Source organism: Enterobacter cloacae complex sp. 2024EL-00214, assembly GCF_043945575.1.
In the GTDB taxonomy this organism is placed as follows: Bacteria; Pseudomonadota; Gammaproteobacteria; order Enterobacterales; family Enterobacteriaceae; genus Enterobacter; species Enterobacter cloacae_P.
Window position 1 is genome coordinate 1 of the sequence record NZ_JBIMRC010000014.1, and the last position, 16,069, is coordinate 16,069.

8 protein-coding genes are annotated in these 16,069 nt (G+C 52.7%); 6 read left to right on the forward strand and 2 right to left on the reverse strand.

What is annotated here, in order from left to right; translation table 11 throughout:
• Positions 1-1,467 (reverse strand): Ig-like domain-containing protein (locus tag ACHHZ6_RS15835; RefSeq protein ID WP_395122641.1); only part of this gene is annotated, 1,467 nt, incomplete at its 3' end.
• 290 nt (positions 1,468-1,757) lie between these two features.
• Between ACHHZ6_RS15835 and ACHHZ6_RS15840 the strand changes: the two genes are divergently transcribed.
• The 4 genes from ACHHZ6_RS15840 to ACHHZ6_RS15855 are packed head-to-tail and all read left to right on the forward strand — an operon-like array spanning position 1,758 to position 7,488.
• On the forward strand, positions 1,758-4,040 hold the full coding sequence (locus ACHHZ6_RS15840; protein ID WP_395122642.1) for a type I secretion system permease/ATPase: 2,283 nt from the start codon (positions 1,758-1,760) through the stop codon (positions 4,038-4,040).
• Positions 4,037-5,272: an HlyD family type I secretion periplasmic adaptor subunit gene (locus tag ACHHZ6_RS15845; RefSeq protein WP_182918356.1), complete on the forward strand. Its 1,236-nt coding sequence runs from the start codon at positions 4,037-4,039 to the stop codon at positions 5,270-5,272. The genes ACHHZ6_RS15840 and ACHHZ6_RS15845 overlap by 4 nt, the downstream gene beginning before the upstream one ends.
• Before the next feature lie 6 nt (positions 5,273-5,278).
• A complete protein-coding gene (locus ACHHZ6_RS15850; protein ID WP_395122644.1) occupies positions 5,279-6,739 on the forward strand; it encodes a TolC family protein in 1,461 nt (486 codons plus the stop codon).
• A gap of 50 nt (positions 6,740-6,789) precedes the next feature.
• On the forward strand, positions 6,790-7,488 hold the full coding sequence (locus tag ACHHZ6_RS15855) for a response regulator transcription factor (protein ID WP_182918358.1): 699 nt from the start codon (positions 6,790-6,792) through the stop codon (positions 7,486-7,488).
• 56 nt (positions 7,489-7,544) lie between these two features.
• On the opposite strand, the gene ACHHZ6_RS15860 is transcribed toward ACHHZ6_RS15855, so the two are convergent.
• Positions 7,545-10,490, reverse strand: coding sequence for a transporter substrate-binding domain-containing protein (locus ACHHZ6_RS15860; RefSeq protein ID WP_395122645.1), 2,946 nt, complete (start codon positions 10,488-10,490; stop codon positions 7,545-7,547).
• 468 nt (positions 10,491-10,958) lie between these two features.
• Between ACHHZ6_RS15860 and ACHHZ6_RS15865 the strand changes: the two genes are divergently transcribed.
• Positions 10,959-12,233 carry a tetratricopeptide repeat protein gene (locus ACHHZ6_RS15865; protein WP_395122647.1) on the forward strand — a complete coding sequence of 425 codons (1,275 nt, stop codon included), beginning with the start codon at positions 10,959-10,961 and terminating at the stop codon, positions 12,231-12,233.
• A gap of 262 nt (positions 12,234-12,495) precedes the next feature.
• Entirely contained in the window at positions 12,496-15,993 is a 3,498-nt protein-coding gene (locus tag ACHHZ6_RS15870) for a response regulator (RefSeq protein ID WP_395122648.1), read from the forward strand.
• The last annotated feature ends 76 nt before the right edge of the window (positions 15,994-16,069 follow it).

Sequence of the window (16,069 nt, forward strand, 5' to 3'; positions counted from 1 at the left end):
GTCGTCGGTAATCTCAATAGCGCCAGGGGCATCGGGGGGAGTGATGTCGTAATCCACAGTGACAGGGTCACTTTTCGCACCCACATTACCCGCCGGATCGCGGAAGCCGACCTGCAGGTTATGATCGCCTTCCGACGGCAGGGTTATCTCTGCACGCCAGTTGCCGCTGGCATCCACCACCGTGGAGCCAGTCAGTTTATCGCCGTCATAGAGAAGTACCGTATCGCCCGGTTCACCTTTACCGCTCAGGTGCAACGGGTTGGTGTTGGTCACGCCACCAGCGGAGAGATCCCTGGCGTTGTCGTCGGTAATCTCAATAGCGCCAGGGGCATCGGGGGGAGTGATGTCGTAATCCACAGTGACAGGGTCACTTTTCGCACCCACATTACCCGCCGGATCGCGGAAGCCGACCTGCAGGTTATGATCGTCTTCCGACGGCAGGGTTATCTCTGCACGCCAGTTGCCGCTGGCATCCACCACCGTGGAGGCAGTCAGTTTATCGCCGTCATAGAGAAGTACCGTATCGCCCGGTTCACCTTTACCGCTCAGCTGTAGCGGATTGGTGTTGGTCACGCCACCAGCGGAGAGATCCTTATCGTTGCCGTCGGTAATGCTGATATTGACGGGTTTATCCGGCGGTGTCAGATCGACAGTAAAATTCAGTGAGGGGCTTTTGGCGCTCTGCTTACCTCTCGCCAGCGCTGCAAACTGGAAATCGTGTTTACCCTCTGGCAGTGCGACCTCAGGTTGCCAGTACCACTTTCCTTCGGAGTTAACCGTCGCGCTCCCGACCAGCCTGCCATTATCGTACACCTGGATCAGGCTTCCGGGGGTTCCACTGCCGTTGAGAACGGGGAGGGCATCATCTGTGCTCACACCGGGTACCAGCGCACCAGTAATGATCCCCACGTTGTCTGTCGCCTGTATATCTGAGGGAACTGTCGGTACAGGCGTGTTCTGACTACTGCTTCCTCCATTCAGCGCGGCAACAATACCCGTCAACAACCCCACCGCCGCAACGGCACCCGCGGCCATCATCCCGTGTGAAAGCTCGCTGGACGTGACGTCCGTCAGGGCCAGAGTTCCACTCTGACTGAGATGCAGTGCATCATTACCGCCTTCTTTCAGCAACAGGAAGGCTTCTTTGTCGGAGTCACTGCTCTCATAACGGTGATAACTGCCATCTTGCGCCATGCCGTACAGCATGCCCTGCTGTGTATAAAAGTCTTCAATGATAATTTCCGCAGTATCATCCTCCTCCTGCGTAAATATCATCAAATCGTCGCCATCGCGTTTTACAACAATATTTTCTGGTGCAGGTTCATTTGTGCCGCGAACCAGCAAAAATTTTCCGCCTTTAAGTGATTTTACCCGTACCGGTGCGCCCTCGGCCTGTACCGGGAGTTCCGCGATACGTACGATATTGTCGCCATCAATGACGAGTAAGTTGATTTTTGAAGTATCCATAATATGTCTCAGGTTCTGATTTGTTGCAGATATAGGCTTTTTCATCAGTAGCCATTATCAGTTGTGGGCTTCATTAATCTCCGAGACCTGTCTCGAATTACCCCCTGAGTTTCCCTTTGATTTCTTCCGTGAGATCAACCTGTTTCGTGACGAAAAATAACCCATCCCATTGAGACAGGTCTCATTAATTTAAGACCGTTCCGCGTGACAGAATATTCTTAATTTAAACCAATAAATCAATTTAATTCATTGATTTAAACGCAATTAACCAATCAAGGAAAACGCGAAGTATGGAATCCTCAACTGCACATTTACAGGAGGAACAGCTGCTCGCCGCCGCTCGCGATAACCGACAAAGTGATGACTCTCTGCTCAGAAGTATTGCCTGGGTGTGTGAGCATTACCGTCTCGGTAAAAGCGATGACGTTTTGCTGGCGGGTCTGCCTGTCGAACAACTCCTCACTCCCTCTTTAGCGCTTGATGCGCTTAAAAATGCCGGTATGACCGGAGGGCTCATCAGGCGTAATAGCGCAGAACTGCCGGAACAGATCTTCCCGGTGATTCTGTTGCGTAAGGGGGCTGGCGGGATGGTACTGCTGGCACGTGAGCGTCGTAAAAATGCCGAAGACAAATGGGATCTGTTCTATTCCCTGATCCTGCCAGATGTCTCCGATGAGCCGGTTGAACTTAACCATGAAGCGCTGAACGAGCTGTATGTTGGCTACGCGATCGCGGCTAAACCGACTGCGCGTATTGACAGCCGGGTTAGCGATATCGCGCCGCCACAGCCGAAAGGGCACTGGTTGTTCAGCACGCTGTGGCGCTATCGCCGCTACTATCGCAGCGCGGCGCTGGCGTCGGTGCTGGTGAACGTGCTCGCATTGGCAACCGTGTTCTTTACCATGAACGTTTATGACCGCGTTATCCCTAACCAGGCGTTTACCACGCTCTGGTCACTGGCGATTGGCGTACTGGTGGCGATGATTTTTGAAGCCATCACCCGTAGCGTACGTGCTCACCTGCTGGATACCGCAGGAAAAAAAGCGGATCTGATTGTGGGTAGCGTGCTGTTTCGTCAGGCGCTGGCCGTCAAAATGGAGCATAAGCCAGCCTCTTCAGGATCTTTTGCCAACCAGCTACGCGAATTCGAATCCGTGCGTGACTTCGTCTCGTCCGCTACGCTTGCGACCATTGCTGACCTGCCGTTCGTGCTGCTGTTTATCGGCATTATCTTTGCCATCGGCGGCCCGCTGGCCATTGTCCCGCTGCTGATGCTGCCGATGATCCTGCTGGTCAGTATGGCCATTCAATGGCCACTGGCGAAAGTGATGAAAGCCAGTTTGCAGGAAGCATCGCTGAAGCAGGGCGTGCTGATTGAATCCATCGAAGGGATGGAAACGCTGAAATCTGTGGGTGGCGAGGCCTGGATGCAGAGCCGGTGGCAGAAGTTCAGCGCCATGCAATCGTCCAGCTCGGCTGCGTCTAAGCACTACTCTACGCTGGCAATGAATTCGGTGAGTTTTCTGCAACAGCTGCAGACGGTAATGCTGATTGTCACCGGCGTGTATCTGATTGACGCCGGTAGTCTGACGCAAGGTGCGTTAATCGGTACGGTTATGCTGGCTGGACGCGTCACCGCGCCATTAAGCCAGGTCGTCGGTTTAGCCGTGCGTTATCAGCAGGCTAAAGCCGCGCTGACCTCGCTTAACAAGCTGATGGAGAACCCAACCGATCGCAGCAGTGAAATCGACTATATCAAACAGCCAGAACTGAACGGCGATATCCAGCTTAAAGGCGTTACCTTCTCCTATCCGGCACCGCCTATGCAGCCGAACCCGGACATTCTGAAAGACGTGAACCTCACGATAAAACCGGGCGAGCGCGTGGCGATTGTCGGGAAAATTGGCAGCGGAAAATCCACTCTGCTACGTATCATCGCGCGTCTTTACACGCCGGTTAAAGGGCAGCTTTTTAGCAGCGGTCTGGATGTGAATCAAATTGAGCCGTCCGACTGGCGGAACAACGTGGGATTTGTGGGGCAGGATGCGCGTCTGTTTTACGGCACATTGCGCGAAAACATCATGATTGGTCGTCAGAATGCCACTTCCGATGAGTTTCTCAAGGTACTGCGTTTAACCGGTCTGGATCACATTGCAGCGCGTCACCCGCGGGGAATTCACATGCCTGTGGGCGAGCAGGGTAACAGTTTATCCGGCGGCCAGCGCCAGCTGGTATCACTGGCGCGGACGCTGTTGGCACGTCCTAACTTGCTGCTACTGGACGAGCCTACCAGCGCGATGGATGCGCAGACCGAAGCCCTGTTCCTGCAACACCTGAAAATTGCGACCGCCGGACACACGCTGGTTGTTGTCACTCATCGCCCGTCGTTGCTGGCACTGGTGGACAGGATGGTGATTATTGAGGACGGCAAAATTGTCGCGGATGGTCCGAAACAGCAGATTCTGGCTGCGCTCAACGGCTCGCCAACGGCGCAGCCAGAGCAAACGCCTGCTAATGACAGTACGTCAGCGCAAGCTGTGCCAGTAAAAGAGCAGGCGGAGGCCAGTGCATGAAATGTTTAAAAAAGAACGAAAACAAACCGCTTTCAGCGCGTGATGCTGTCTGGATGAGCGATATCCAGGAGGCGCTATTTTCCCAGACCACACCTAAATCGCGCCTGGTGTTATGGCTGATTCTGGCGGTGTTCGTGGGTTTCTTAACCTGGGCGCATTTTGCCAAAGTGGAAGAGATCACCAAAGGTGATGCGAAGATCGTCTCGAAGAGTCGCGAGCAGATTATCCAGAGCCTTGAGGGCGGGATACTCGAAGAGTTGAATGTCCGTGAGGGCGACATTGTGGAACCGGGGCAAATACTGCTGAAAATCGATCCGACGCGTGCGCAATCAAGTTACCTGGAGACGCTGCGTAAGGTTGTGGCACTGGAAGCGACCGTTAACCGTCTGCGTGCGGAAGCGTACGGTCTGCCGCTGACGTTTAGCGACCGCGTGAAACAGTATCCTTCTGAGGTGGAACTGGAAACCCGCGCCTACAACAGCCGTAAGCAAGCGCTGGAAGAGGGGGTCGCTTCGCTTGAGAAGAGCTATCGTCTGGCGCAGAACGAAATTGTCATGTCTGAGCCGCTGGCGGCGCGCGGATTGCTTTCTGAAGTTGAGTTGCTGCGTATGCGTCGTCAGGCAAACGATCTGCAATCGCAGATTGTGGAGCGCCGCAACCGCTACCAGGCGGATGCCAATACCGACCTGATCCGCCAGGAGCTGGATCTGGTACAGGCTGAAGAGAGTCTGACCGGTCGCGAAGATATTGTGAACCGTACGACCATTACGGCACTGGTAAAAGGCACGGTGAAAAACGTGCGGGTCACCACCATTGGCGGGGTTATTCAGCCCGGTGAACACATCATGGAGATCGTGCCGCTGGAAGATCAGCTGCTGGTGGAAGGGAAGATCAAACCGTCTGACGTAGCCTTCCTGCATGCGGGGTTACCTGCGATGGTGAAAATTACCGCCTACGATTTTGCAATCTACGGTGGTCTGAAGGGGCAGGTTTCTCTCGTTAGCCCGGATACTTTAAAAGATGACGCTAAAGCCGCGGCGGGTCGCCCTGACGACACGTATTACCGGGTAATGGTATTGACCGACAGCAGCACGCTTAAAGCCGGTGACAAGGCTCTGCCGATTATTCCAGGCATGATTGCTACGGTGGAAATTCGCACGGGCGAAAAAACCATTCTTGATTATCTGCTGAAACCCATTTTTAAAGCGAAAGAAGCTTTCCGAGAGCGTTAATTTACTATGAAGAATTATTCTCCTGTACAGCGTCGCCTGGCGGCGACGCTGACGGTACTCTCTTGCCTGATGTCAGGGAAAAGTGCCGCCAGTAATGAGGGGCTGTTAGCCTTTCAGCCTGCGACCCCGGTGGTTAAATCCGGCATGGTGATGGCCTCCACCCCTCCTGCGCCAGTCGCTCCACGGATGGCGCAGGAAAATGCGGTGCTCAACAAGACCAAAGACGTTGACCGTCAGGCCGCCCGAGCGCCTGGCGAGAATGACATCCGCATGCTGTTCAATGATGCCGTCAATACCGCGCTGAGTATGAGCCCTGAGGTTCGCGGTGCACAGTTCAATACCGCGGCGGCACAGGCTAACGTCGATGAAGCGAAAGGCCAGCGCTGGCCGCAGGTGGATGTTGGGACGCGTTCAAAAAGCGTCCAGTTTGGTGGCGGAGAACGTGGCTATAGCGACAGTCGCCCGGCAGTGACCGTGAATGTAGCAACCACATTGCTCGATTTTGGTCGTACCAGCAACACCATTAAAAGCCGTGAAGCGCTGCATCAGGCCGCGAAAGAGAATACGGGCGCACAGGCGGAAAATATTGCCTGGCAGGTCAGTAGTGCGCTAATTGAGCTGAGTAAACAGCACCAGATCATCGCGCTCAGCCAAAAGTACGTGGCGCGTATGAACGAACTGGTTGAAATGCTGGACGGTATTGTGAAGGTTGACCAGGGGCGTCGCAGTGAGTTAACGCAGGCCAGAGGACGTTTATTACAGGCACAATCTTCTCTGGATACTGCCGTATCACGTGCGCGTGATACGGAAATTATCCTGAACCGCCTGCTGGGAGATACCCGCGTTCCCCTGCCGAAAGCGCCGGTGTGGAACCTGAAACCGGGAGAGCTGAATAAGCAGTTATCCGCGATTGAAAGTCATCCCACCATTCGACAGGCACAGGCAGAAACCGCATCAGCGCTGGCGGATGCGGAAGCAGCACGTTCTGCCGCTTACCCGACCGTGACATGGAACGTTGGGAAAAGTACCGGGCGCGATGAGCTGGGGCGTGAACAGGCATGGGAAACCAATGTCAACTTAAGCTGGCCGATTTTCCGGGGCGGTTCACAACGGGCCGCTGAGCTTTCTGCCGCACGCCGTGCAGATGCCAGCAGAGAAGCTATCGAACAGCAATCCCGCGATCTGGATAACCGGGTGCGCGCGGCCGATCAGGATGCCCATAGCATGCTGGAGCGTGCTGAGCTGTACCATGACTTATCGATTGAATCCGATCGCATTCGCCATGATTTCTTCGATCAATGGTATCACCTTGGACGACGTACTCTGCTGGATGTGCTGAGCGCAGAAAGTGACTTTTACGGCAACCAGGTAGCGGAAGTGACCAACCGTTTTGATGGCTATTCAGCTATTTTTCGTAGCTATGCCGGTTCCGGTACACTATTGTTATGGTTACGAAATAATAAATAGTTAAGTCTTTTTTAAGATGGCTCACACTGCAGGCATAAAAGAGAATATGTATGAATCCGTTTTCAGGTAAAAAAATATACGTCGCCTTACTCGACGATCACCCGATTGTCCGTAAGGGGATGGAGATTATATTTAGCCAGGAACCTGATTTCGAACTAAAAGGCAGCTTTGCCAGTCGTATCGAACTCATGAATTTCTTACGCAACAATCGTGTTGATGTGTTGGTTCTTGACTATCTGCTTGGTGATGAAGAGATCGACGGTTTACCGATGATCAAACAGCTCATGAGCAACTTCCCGTGGCTGAAAATTCTGCTTTCATCCACACTGGAAAATACGGCGATTGTGCGCATGGCATTAAAAATCGGCGTGCGGGGGCATGTTGGTAAAAGCCGCGATTTATCCGAGGTGGTTAATGCGGCGCGTCAGGTCGCGGCGGGGCGCATCTCTCTGTCAGAAAGTATGGAGAAAGAGTTCTACCTGATTTCAGAGCCTTGTGCAGGCCCGAAAACGGGGCCAGACGGTGACAATGAACCGCAGGTGATTGATGGCATCGGTCGTCTGGATCAGCTGTCACCCAAGGAGCTTGAAGTGCTGCGCCTGTTTACCGGGGGAATGTCTGTCTTACAGATTTCAGAGAAGTTCCAGCGTAGCCGTAAGACGGTAAGCGGGCAGAAGAAGTCGGCCATGAAAAAACTGGGCGTGAAAACGGACTCCGAACTGTTTCTTTGGCACGACCAACTGCTTTAATGCCTTCACTCATTCCTTTATCAGGAGCCTTTTACAGGCTCCTTTTTTTATCTCAGTTATACCGTTTCGCCCGATGCTTCGTGTCTGACTGGGTGAATATTTCGCAGTGCAGCCGCAAGATGATTGATTGAGCAGGGCTTAAACAGGCAGTCATTCATACCCGCCTGTAAACAACGCTCCGTAATCTCATGCATGGCATTCGCGGTAAAACCGATAATCCAGGCAGACGCGCTGTTTTGTTCACGCTCACGCTTGCGAATCAACTGTGTAAGCTGATAGCCATTCATGCCGGGCATGTTACAGTCGGTAATGATCACATCGATATCTGCTTTTTCCCAGATAGCCAGCGCCTCATGTCCCGCCGACGCAAGGTAAGCCTGCTGTCCTAACCAGGCTAACTGTTTAGCCAGCAGGATCCGGTTAGCAGGGTTATCGTCCACCACCAGGATCTTCAGGGCGGGAATTTTGTCCTCGTCTTCATGCTGCCGGACATCGGCAACGGCCGCCGTTTTCACTTTCGGCAACGTAAAGGTTGCTCTCACAGTGGTACCTACGTTTTTCTCACTGCTCAGCGTGAGCGTACCGCCCATGCTTTCGCAAATGGTCCGACTGATATAGAGCCCCAGCCCAGTTCCTGCACGGCGGTTTTCTGCCTGGCTAAACGGCCTGAACAAGGCCGCCTGCTGGCTGGCGTCAATCCCGACGCCGCTGTCCTGGACATCGATAATATAGTGGACGCTGTCATTGTCCGGGCCTTCAGACTGTTGAAGCGTCAGTGATACGCTGCCGATGTCGGTAAACTTAATGGCGTTACTTAACAGGTTCGACAGAACCTGTTTAATGCGTAATGGGTCGGCATAGACATCTGTCAGCGGTTCCGTCGGGAATGTTCGGGTTAGCTCGATATTTTTCTCGATGGCAACGCCCTGGAAAACCCGCATCATATTGTTAATCAGGGTGCCGGGGTTGGTGGCTTCGGGATTGAAATCGAGATGCCCACCCTCAATACGGGAAATGTCCAGAATATCGCCAATTAAACCCACCAGTCCTTCCGCTGATTCATAAGCCACTTCCAGCGCCTGAATATCTTGCTCACCGCGACGTCCTTTTTTCAGCACAATATCCAGCATGCCAATAATTGCATTCATTGGCGTGCGGATTTCATGACTCATGGTTGACAGGAAAACAGATTTCGCCCGGTTAGAATCTTCCGCCCTGTCTTTGGCTTCCCTGAGTTCGACCAGGAGTGTTTCACGCTCGGTGATGACCTCACGCAATTGCACAAGCTGCGTGTTCATCTGACGGCGAAGTGCCGCTTTACGCGCGATTTGTCGGTTCAGGTAGAGAGCCCATCCCAGCGCCAGAATAATCAATACGGCGCTGAAGATTGCGGTGGCGATCAATACTTCCCGGTAGCGATACCAGAAACTGTCGACAACCACCAGTTCGTTTGGCCTCCAGCGGTTGGCCAGATTTTCCAGTTCAATAGGGGGAATGCTCAGTAAAATTTTATCCAGAATGCCCTGAAGCTCCGGGTTGGCCAGCCCTACACCGAAGGAGACCCAGACGGGGGCATCGCCCACAATGGACACCACTTTGAGCTTGTCCTGAAAGTTGGAGACGATCTGATAGTCCGTCATGATCAGAATACCCACGGCGGCGTCCGCTTTCCCCTCAAGAACGGTGGAAAGCAGCTGTGATTCATTACCCACATGAACAATTTCAATTTCCGGGTAACGCTGACGCACCATACTCTCCACGCCAATGTTTTTTACCATTGCCAGCCGCTTGCCACGCAGGTCTGCCAGCATATGAATGTCGTGACGATTTGCCGCTGTTGCCAGGGAAAAGGCACTGCGCAGATAGGGGCGGGTGAAGAGTATTTTGTTTTTACGCGCCTCACTTGGTGTTATCGATGCGAGCATATCCGCGCTTGACTCGTTGACCTTCTGAATCAATTCCTCTGTGGTACTGCCCGTTTCAAAACGGAACTGCAAACCTGTTCTGAGTGACACAACGGAAAACAGATCGGCGGCAATACCGCGCAGAACACCTTTATTATCAATAAATGAGACCGGGGCTGCATTGTCCTGACTGTAGATCAGGACGTTAACGACTGGGTGTTTTTTGATCCACTCTTTCTCTTGCCCGGTAAAGGAAAGGGATTTTGACCCCTGTGCGAGATCGATACGGTCAGGCTGCCAGAGACGATAAAGCTCCTGTTTTTCATCTTCTGGCACAGCCCTGATTGCGGCATTAATCAGTTTGAGGAGTTGCGGATTTTTTTGGCTAACAGCAAACCCCACTTCGCGACTGGCCAGTCGTGATAATCGCTCGACATGAATGTTGTTCAGGTAGTTTCGGCTGAGCGAGTAGCTGTTGCCCAGGTAAACCCGTGACTGACCAAATGCCACCGCGCTGAGTGCTTCCTGATAACTATCAAACAGGCGAAAACGGGCGTTAGGGTAGGTAGCTTTAGCCTGTGACAGGGGGAGATAGTCCCTCGGCATCGCGACGTCGGTGTCATGCAGATCTTCTGCCAGTGCTGCAGTATCGCTATCATTGAGGCCCAGCACCGGTTTATCACTGGCATAAGGTAAGGAAAAGGCAAAGGTTTCGTTATCCGGGAATGCTGCGACAGAAGGGATCAGATCAATATCGCCGCGTGCCAGCGCCTGCCATGCCTCTTCGGAGGAGCTGAACACCTTCACGTTAACCGGCAGGTTGAGCTGCCAGGCGACCAACCCCGTATAATCGGCACTCAAGCCTTCATACTCATTGCGAATGTTACGCATGCCAAAAGGTGGCACATCATAATGGGTCACACCCACATTCAACTGCCGTTGTTGTTTGATAAACGCGGCTTGATCGGGGGTGAGAGATAAGCGCTGCAGGCTCTGGACAGACGTTCTCATCAGGATCTTATATTCATCGCCTATCGCTGAAGGCATTGAAAGCGAGAGTAAAACCAGCAGCAAAAAATGGCGAAAATAGTGACGCATATCTCTTTAACTGACTCCTGCAGACGAAGTGACCAGGGGGATTCATTACCCGTGCATCTGGTGTGCTGTGAGTGAAACATAACAAAACAACCGTTATGAGTTACCCCATAACTTACTGTATAGCTGATGAAAAGACATCCTTCATAGAGGATTTCAACCATTCCGTGGCCGGATCCTGCCGAGGCAATACATTATTGATGTGCGCGCATGATGACGAAACCAGCGGGAAATTGTTATAAGACCTGACTTGGTTGTTTTTGTAATGAAATAACAATGTCGTTGAAAAATTTAATGATTATTATTTGTTTACTGCGAAAACACCCCTTAAGTGAAATTCAAAAGGGCTGAATACGCACTTTCCCTTCCTGCCATCGTGCGGGAATATCGAGACGGGTCTTATCGTGAGCAATCAGAAACAGTGAAAAAATTGACTTAATTTTTTCTGATTAATTAATTGAACGGATTATTATGCGCCCAGCGTCTCAACGTCGACCCGTAAACCACGCCGCGATAAACCAGCAATTTAATTCACTGGCGGAAATATATCGCCAGTCTATGGCAACGGGGGATTATGCCCGGGCCTCGCTCTGCTGTGAAAAAGCCTTGTCCGTATTGCCAAAAAATATGTCTGTGCAGAGTGACTATGCCCTGAGCCTGATGCGCCAGGGAAAGCACGATCGGGCGTATAAGGTGTACCGAAAAATATACCAGTCGCCGCAGCGGCATGAAGCCTCTGAAACCTGGCTGGATGGTTTTGCCGAACTGTGTGGGCACATGGGAAAAACCCAGGAGATGCATCTCTATGGGCTTGAATCGCTGACGTTGTCCGATCAACGCTTTGGTCATGGAAAATGTTGGCCGCTACCTTCAACGCCACCGCGCCCGTTTGATACCATGCAGCGGGAAAAGAACATTATCGCCTTCAGCCTGTACGGTGACCAGCCGCGCTACTGCGAAACGCTGATTAAAAATATTGAAACCGCAAAATCACTGTTTCCTGGCTGGTGCTGCCGTGTGTATCTGGATAATTCCGTGCCTCAGCATGTCTGGCAACGTCTGCAAGGGGCAGGGGCTCAACTGGTCGACATGAGTCATGAAAAAGGTATCTATCCCACATTATGGCGATTTCTGGTGATGGACGACCCGACGGTTGAGCGCTTTTTAGTTCGCGATGCCGACTCGCTGCTCTCTGAGCGCGAGCAGGTCTGTGTAGAGGCGTGGCTCTGTTCGCCCTGGTACTTTCACCATATGCGTGACTATTTTACCCATACCGAGCTTTTACTGGCCGGGATGTGGGCAGGTTGCGGTGGTATATTCCCGAATGTTGCAGGAATGATGCGTGATTTTGTTGCGCAATATCAGGGCAATGCCCGCTTCACAGACCAGTATTTCCTGAAGGCGGTGTTGTGGTCTACTGTGCGGCAAAGTCTTCTTAGCCATGATGATATTTTTGGTTTTCATCATGCCGAGCCCTGGCCTGCGCATCCACCCGTTCGCTGGAAGGCAGAACATTTCCATGTGGGGAGCAACGCCGGGTTTACGGTAATGGCGGGGCCCAGCCAGAAACAGGACGGGGAAAAACAGGTTGTGTTACTGAAAATGGACGGTAATGCCTGGCGCTATACGGCTCCCGTGCGGCAGGGGCAGTGGAAGCTGCCGGTCCCTTTTTTCCTTGCTGATAGATTTCGTCTTGGTGATGTAAAGGTTGAGATGGTCAACGACGATGACCGTCGCGGAATGTAATGTTGGCGGCCTGCATTCCTGCCTGAACCACATGAAGGGGAATTTTTACCGGGACGAAACAGGCGCGACAATAAGTCCGGTCTTATACTGTCTGGGTCTTGTCTGCCCCGGAGGCTTCTCAGCAGAACAAGACAAAGCTTACTCAGGGTAAGCCGGGTCATCGGTATAATTTTATTTTCCAGCATGTTTTATTCAGGGAACGACTCTTACGATGCGTTTTTTATCAGCCCGGTTAATTAGTTTTCTTTTTACCTTGTGTTGTATGTGGCAACTGCACGCCCAGCCACTGGAACTGCAACGTCGTGCTCAGGTTAACGCACCACATGTCCAGTTTAGTGAGGCCGCGCAACGATGGCTGGATAACCATTCGACGCTGAATGTGGGGGTTTGGGGACAAGAACAGCCGCCGCTAAGCGAAGGGATGGGGCACGGCGTCTTTGGCGGTATTGCCGCTGATTACCTGGCACTGCTGGAAGACAGTCTGAAGGTAAAAATTAAGCTGCATTACTACGAACACAGTAGTGAGGCATTACTGGCATTGCAGCGTCAGGAAATTCAGATGGTGGCAATCTGGAATCCGGCGCTGTGGCCAAGCCCGGATCTGCAAGCTTCACCACCGTGGTTACTGGATAAAGCGGTTCTGATGACCCAGAAAACGCCGGGGGAAACGCCTGTTGATCTGCGCAATAAAGTGATTGGGGTGGTCTCGGGAAGCCAGGCCAGCACGGCGCTGCAACGTCAGTACCCGGAGAGTACGCTGCGTTTTCAGTCATGGTATACCACCGCCATCAGTGCGCTAGCCTTTAAACAAATCGATGCGCTGTGGATTAACCGGGCCAGTGCGGAATATCTTACGCAATACCATCAGGTCAGAGACCTGAGCTGGACGTTCAGCCCGACGATACCTAATCTGAACATGAGTTTTGGCATCGACCGACAGCTCCCGTTGCTGGCGGAATCCATCGATACCGTATTTAAACATGTGTCCTTAGCCAGCCGTTTGCGCATTGCGACCAGTTGGGGTCTGAACCGTAGCTTTGTCATCACCACGAATCCACTGGGGTTAGATCCCAGGGAGGAAAGCTGGCTTCGCGAGCACGGACAAATTCAGGTCATTATTGACCGTCGTCAAAGGCCAGTCTCGTTTGTCAGTGAGGGGGAACCCCAGGGGCTGGTGGTCGACTTGCTTAATCAGTTTAACGATCAATACGGCATTCGCTTTTCGATCCTGAGCGTTGAAAACGATACCGAATTTCTGGCAATGAAGCGCGCTCATCCTGACGCGCTTTTTGTTGAACAGGTTGTCGATACGCCGCAGCAGACCAAAAGCGGTGCGGCCAAAACGCCCCCTTTACTGACCACGCCAGCCGTGGTGGTGATGGATCAGGGCATCAAGCGCCCGAGTGATTTTTCACAGCTGAAAGGTGAGAAAATTGCCATTCAGGCGAACGACCCGCTGTTGCCCTGGCTGGAAACCTGGTATCCCACCATTAAACTGGTGAAAGTCCCTCATATGGACGATGCCCTTGAACGGTTAAAGCGCGGTGAAGTACGTGGGGTGATTGCACCGCAGTTCATTGCCAGCTACCTCGTGACTCTCCACCACCCAACCCGTTTTCATCTGGCGGTAACCCTTCCTGTGACACCTGTCGACCTGGTGTTGTCAGCGCAGACGGAAAGCAGCCAGCCGATTAATATCATGAACAAAGCGCTGGCCGATATGCAGCCACGCGCACTGATGCAGATGGCGGGTGACTGGCGTCAGGCGGCGCTAGAAAACAGTGAAATCTGGAATAAAAGCACGTTAGTGAACTCGCTGCTATGGAGCATATTGCTATTGCTGGTTGTGGTGGGCTGTTGGCTGTGGATCCAGTATTTACGCCGTGCATTACGCCGCGGCACTGTCTGGCAGCAGAAGCTGGCAGAGCAGCTGAAATTTACGCAATCGTTAATTGACGCTTCACCTGTTGCGCTTTATGTCCGCGATCGACAGGGGAATTTACTGCGTTATAACCAGGCCTGGAGCGATACCATCGGTCTGTCAGGACAGGATCTGATAGGTTTGCCGATCACCGCCATTGATACGATTGAACCTTCGGAGTTAGCGGTGATCGAAAGCCGGTACCGCCAGGCGCTCCAGGATGGCCAGCCGCAGAACTGGTCCGCCAGATTTCAGATTGATGAGCAACCGCGATACTTACAGGGTTGGGTTGTGCCGTGGCATGACGGTCAGGGAGAGATTGGTGGGTTAATTGGCGGCTGGCTGGATATCACAGAAAAAGAGCTGTTGATTGCCCAACTTTCTGAAACAAAAAGTAATCTGGAACAGGCTATTGCCAGCAAAAACGCCTTCATGCTGAGCATGGGGCATGAAGTTCGCACGCCGCTCAACGTGATTACGGGGTTGCTGGAACTGGAACTTCAGGCGCTGGACGAACGCCAGGAGCGCAATGAGAATCTGAATCTTATTTGGGAGTCATCCCTTAGTTTGCTCTCGCTAATCGGCGACATGTTTGATGTTTTCCGTGCTGATAACCCGCAACTACTTGGTTTAACGCGCAGCACGAATCTGCCGCAGCTGATCCACAGCACGGTAGCACTCTATCGCCAGCAGGCTGAAGCTAAAGGCATTAGCCTGAACGTGTTGATTGAGCTTTCAGCGCAGCGCTACGATACCGACCCGCTGTTAATTATCCGCATCCTCTCCAGCCTCCTGCGTAATGCCATCAAACACGCTGACGGCGACGCAATTGATGTCGAGGTGTACGAGGGAAGCAGTGACCCACGCGTTGAAAGTGTCCGGCTGGTGATTGAGGTGTGCGATCGGGGGAGGGGCATTTCTGAACAAACGCAGGCACAGATCATCGAACGCACGAACAATGTGACGCTCAAATCAGAGTGGACCGACACCGGTTTTAGCTTACCCGCTTGTCTGCATATGGCGCGTGCCGCAGGAGCCGAAGTGCGTATTGAAAGCGAGCCACACGAAGGGTGCGTGGTGAGTTTCCTCTTTGACGCTACGCCATCCGCAAAAATTACCCTGCATCACCCGACGCCGGACAGCCTTGCCAGCCTGCACATTCTGGTGGTGGATGATTATCCTCCCGCGCGTCAGACTTTACAGCAGCGGCTTGAGGCGTGGGGACATCGCGTCTCTTTAGCCACGCAGGGTGAAGAGGCACTGGCAATGTGGAAAGCGCAGCCTGAGGGCTATTCCGCCATTATTACGGACTGTACTATGCCGGTGATGGATGGTTACGAACTGACCCGGCAGATCCGCCAGCATGAACAACGGGAAGGGTACCGGGCGATCCCCATTTTTGGTTTAACTGCCATGAGTGGTACAGAAGCGGCGGCATGCTGTATTGATGCCGGGATGAATGAATATCTGGAAAAACCGCTTATGCCGCAAAAATTGCAGGAAATCCTGGAGCGGTATTTCGCCAGTCCCCGAAAAGCTGAAGTTGTCGCTGACGATAAAACACGTCAGCTTCAGCTCGAAATGATAAAGGTGAATAACCAGGACGCCGACCAGCTTAAGCTGCGACTTGGACAGCGAGATCGCGATAAGGTTGGCCGCATGGCACACCGGATTAACGGCGGTGCGCGGATGATGCATTTTATGTCGCTGAAAGAGACATGTGAGGCGCTGGAAGTTGCCTGCAACAATGCGCAGGGCTGGGACACGATTGAGCCGCTGGTCGAACGTGTGCTGGAAGAGATGGAGCAGTTTAATGAGTGGCTGGCACATCAGGAGTGAGGCGTCAGCATAAAGGCTAATTTCTGCGCGGTTATGCGCGCAGAAAACCTTTGTCAAAGTTAAATTCAGATGCCCG

Coding starts and splice junctions, on each gene's coding strand:
- ACHHZ6_RS15840 (WP_395122642.1), top strand. CDS start 1,758: ATGGAATCCTCAACTGCACATTTACAGGAGGAACAGCTGCTCGCCGCC.
- ACHHZ6_RS15845 (WP_182918356.1), top strand. CDS start 4,037: ATGAAATGTTTAAAAAAGAACGAAAACAAACCGCTTTCAGCGCGTGAT.
- ACHHZ6_RS15850 (WP_395122644.1), top strand. CDS start 5,279: ATGAAGAATTATTCTCCTGTACAGCGTCGCCTGGCGGCGACGCTGACG.
- ACHHZ6_RS15855 (WP_182918358.1), top strand. CDS start 6,790: ATGAATCCGTTTTCAGGTAAAAAAATATACGTCGCCTTACTCGACGAT.
- ACHHZ6_RS15860 (WP_395122645.1), bottom strand. CDS start 10,490: ATGCGTCACTATTTTCGCCATTTTTTGCTGCTGGTTTTACTCTCGCTT.
- ACHHZ6_RS15865 (WP_395122647.1), top strand. CDS start 10,959: ATGCGCCCAGCGTCTCAACGTCGACCCGTAAACCACGCCGCGATAAAC.
- ACHHZ6_RS15870 (WP_395122648.1), top strand. CDS start 12,496: ATGTGGCAACTGCACGCCCAGCCACTGGAACTGCAACGTCGTGCTCAG.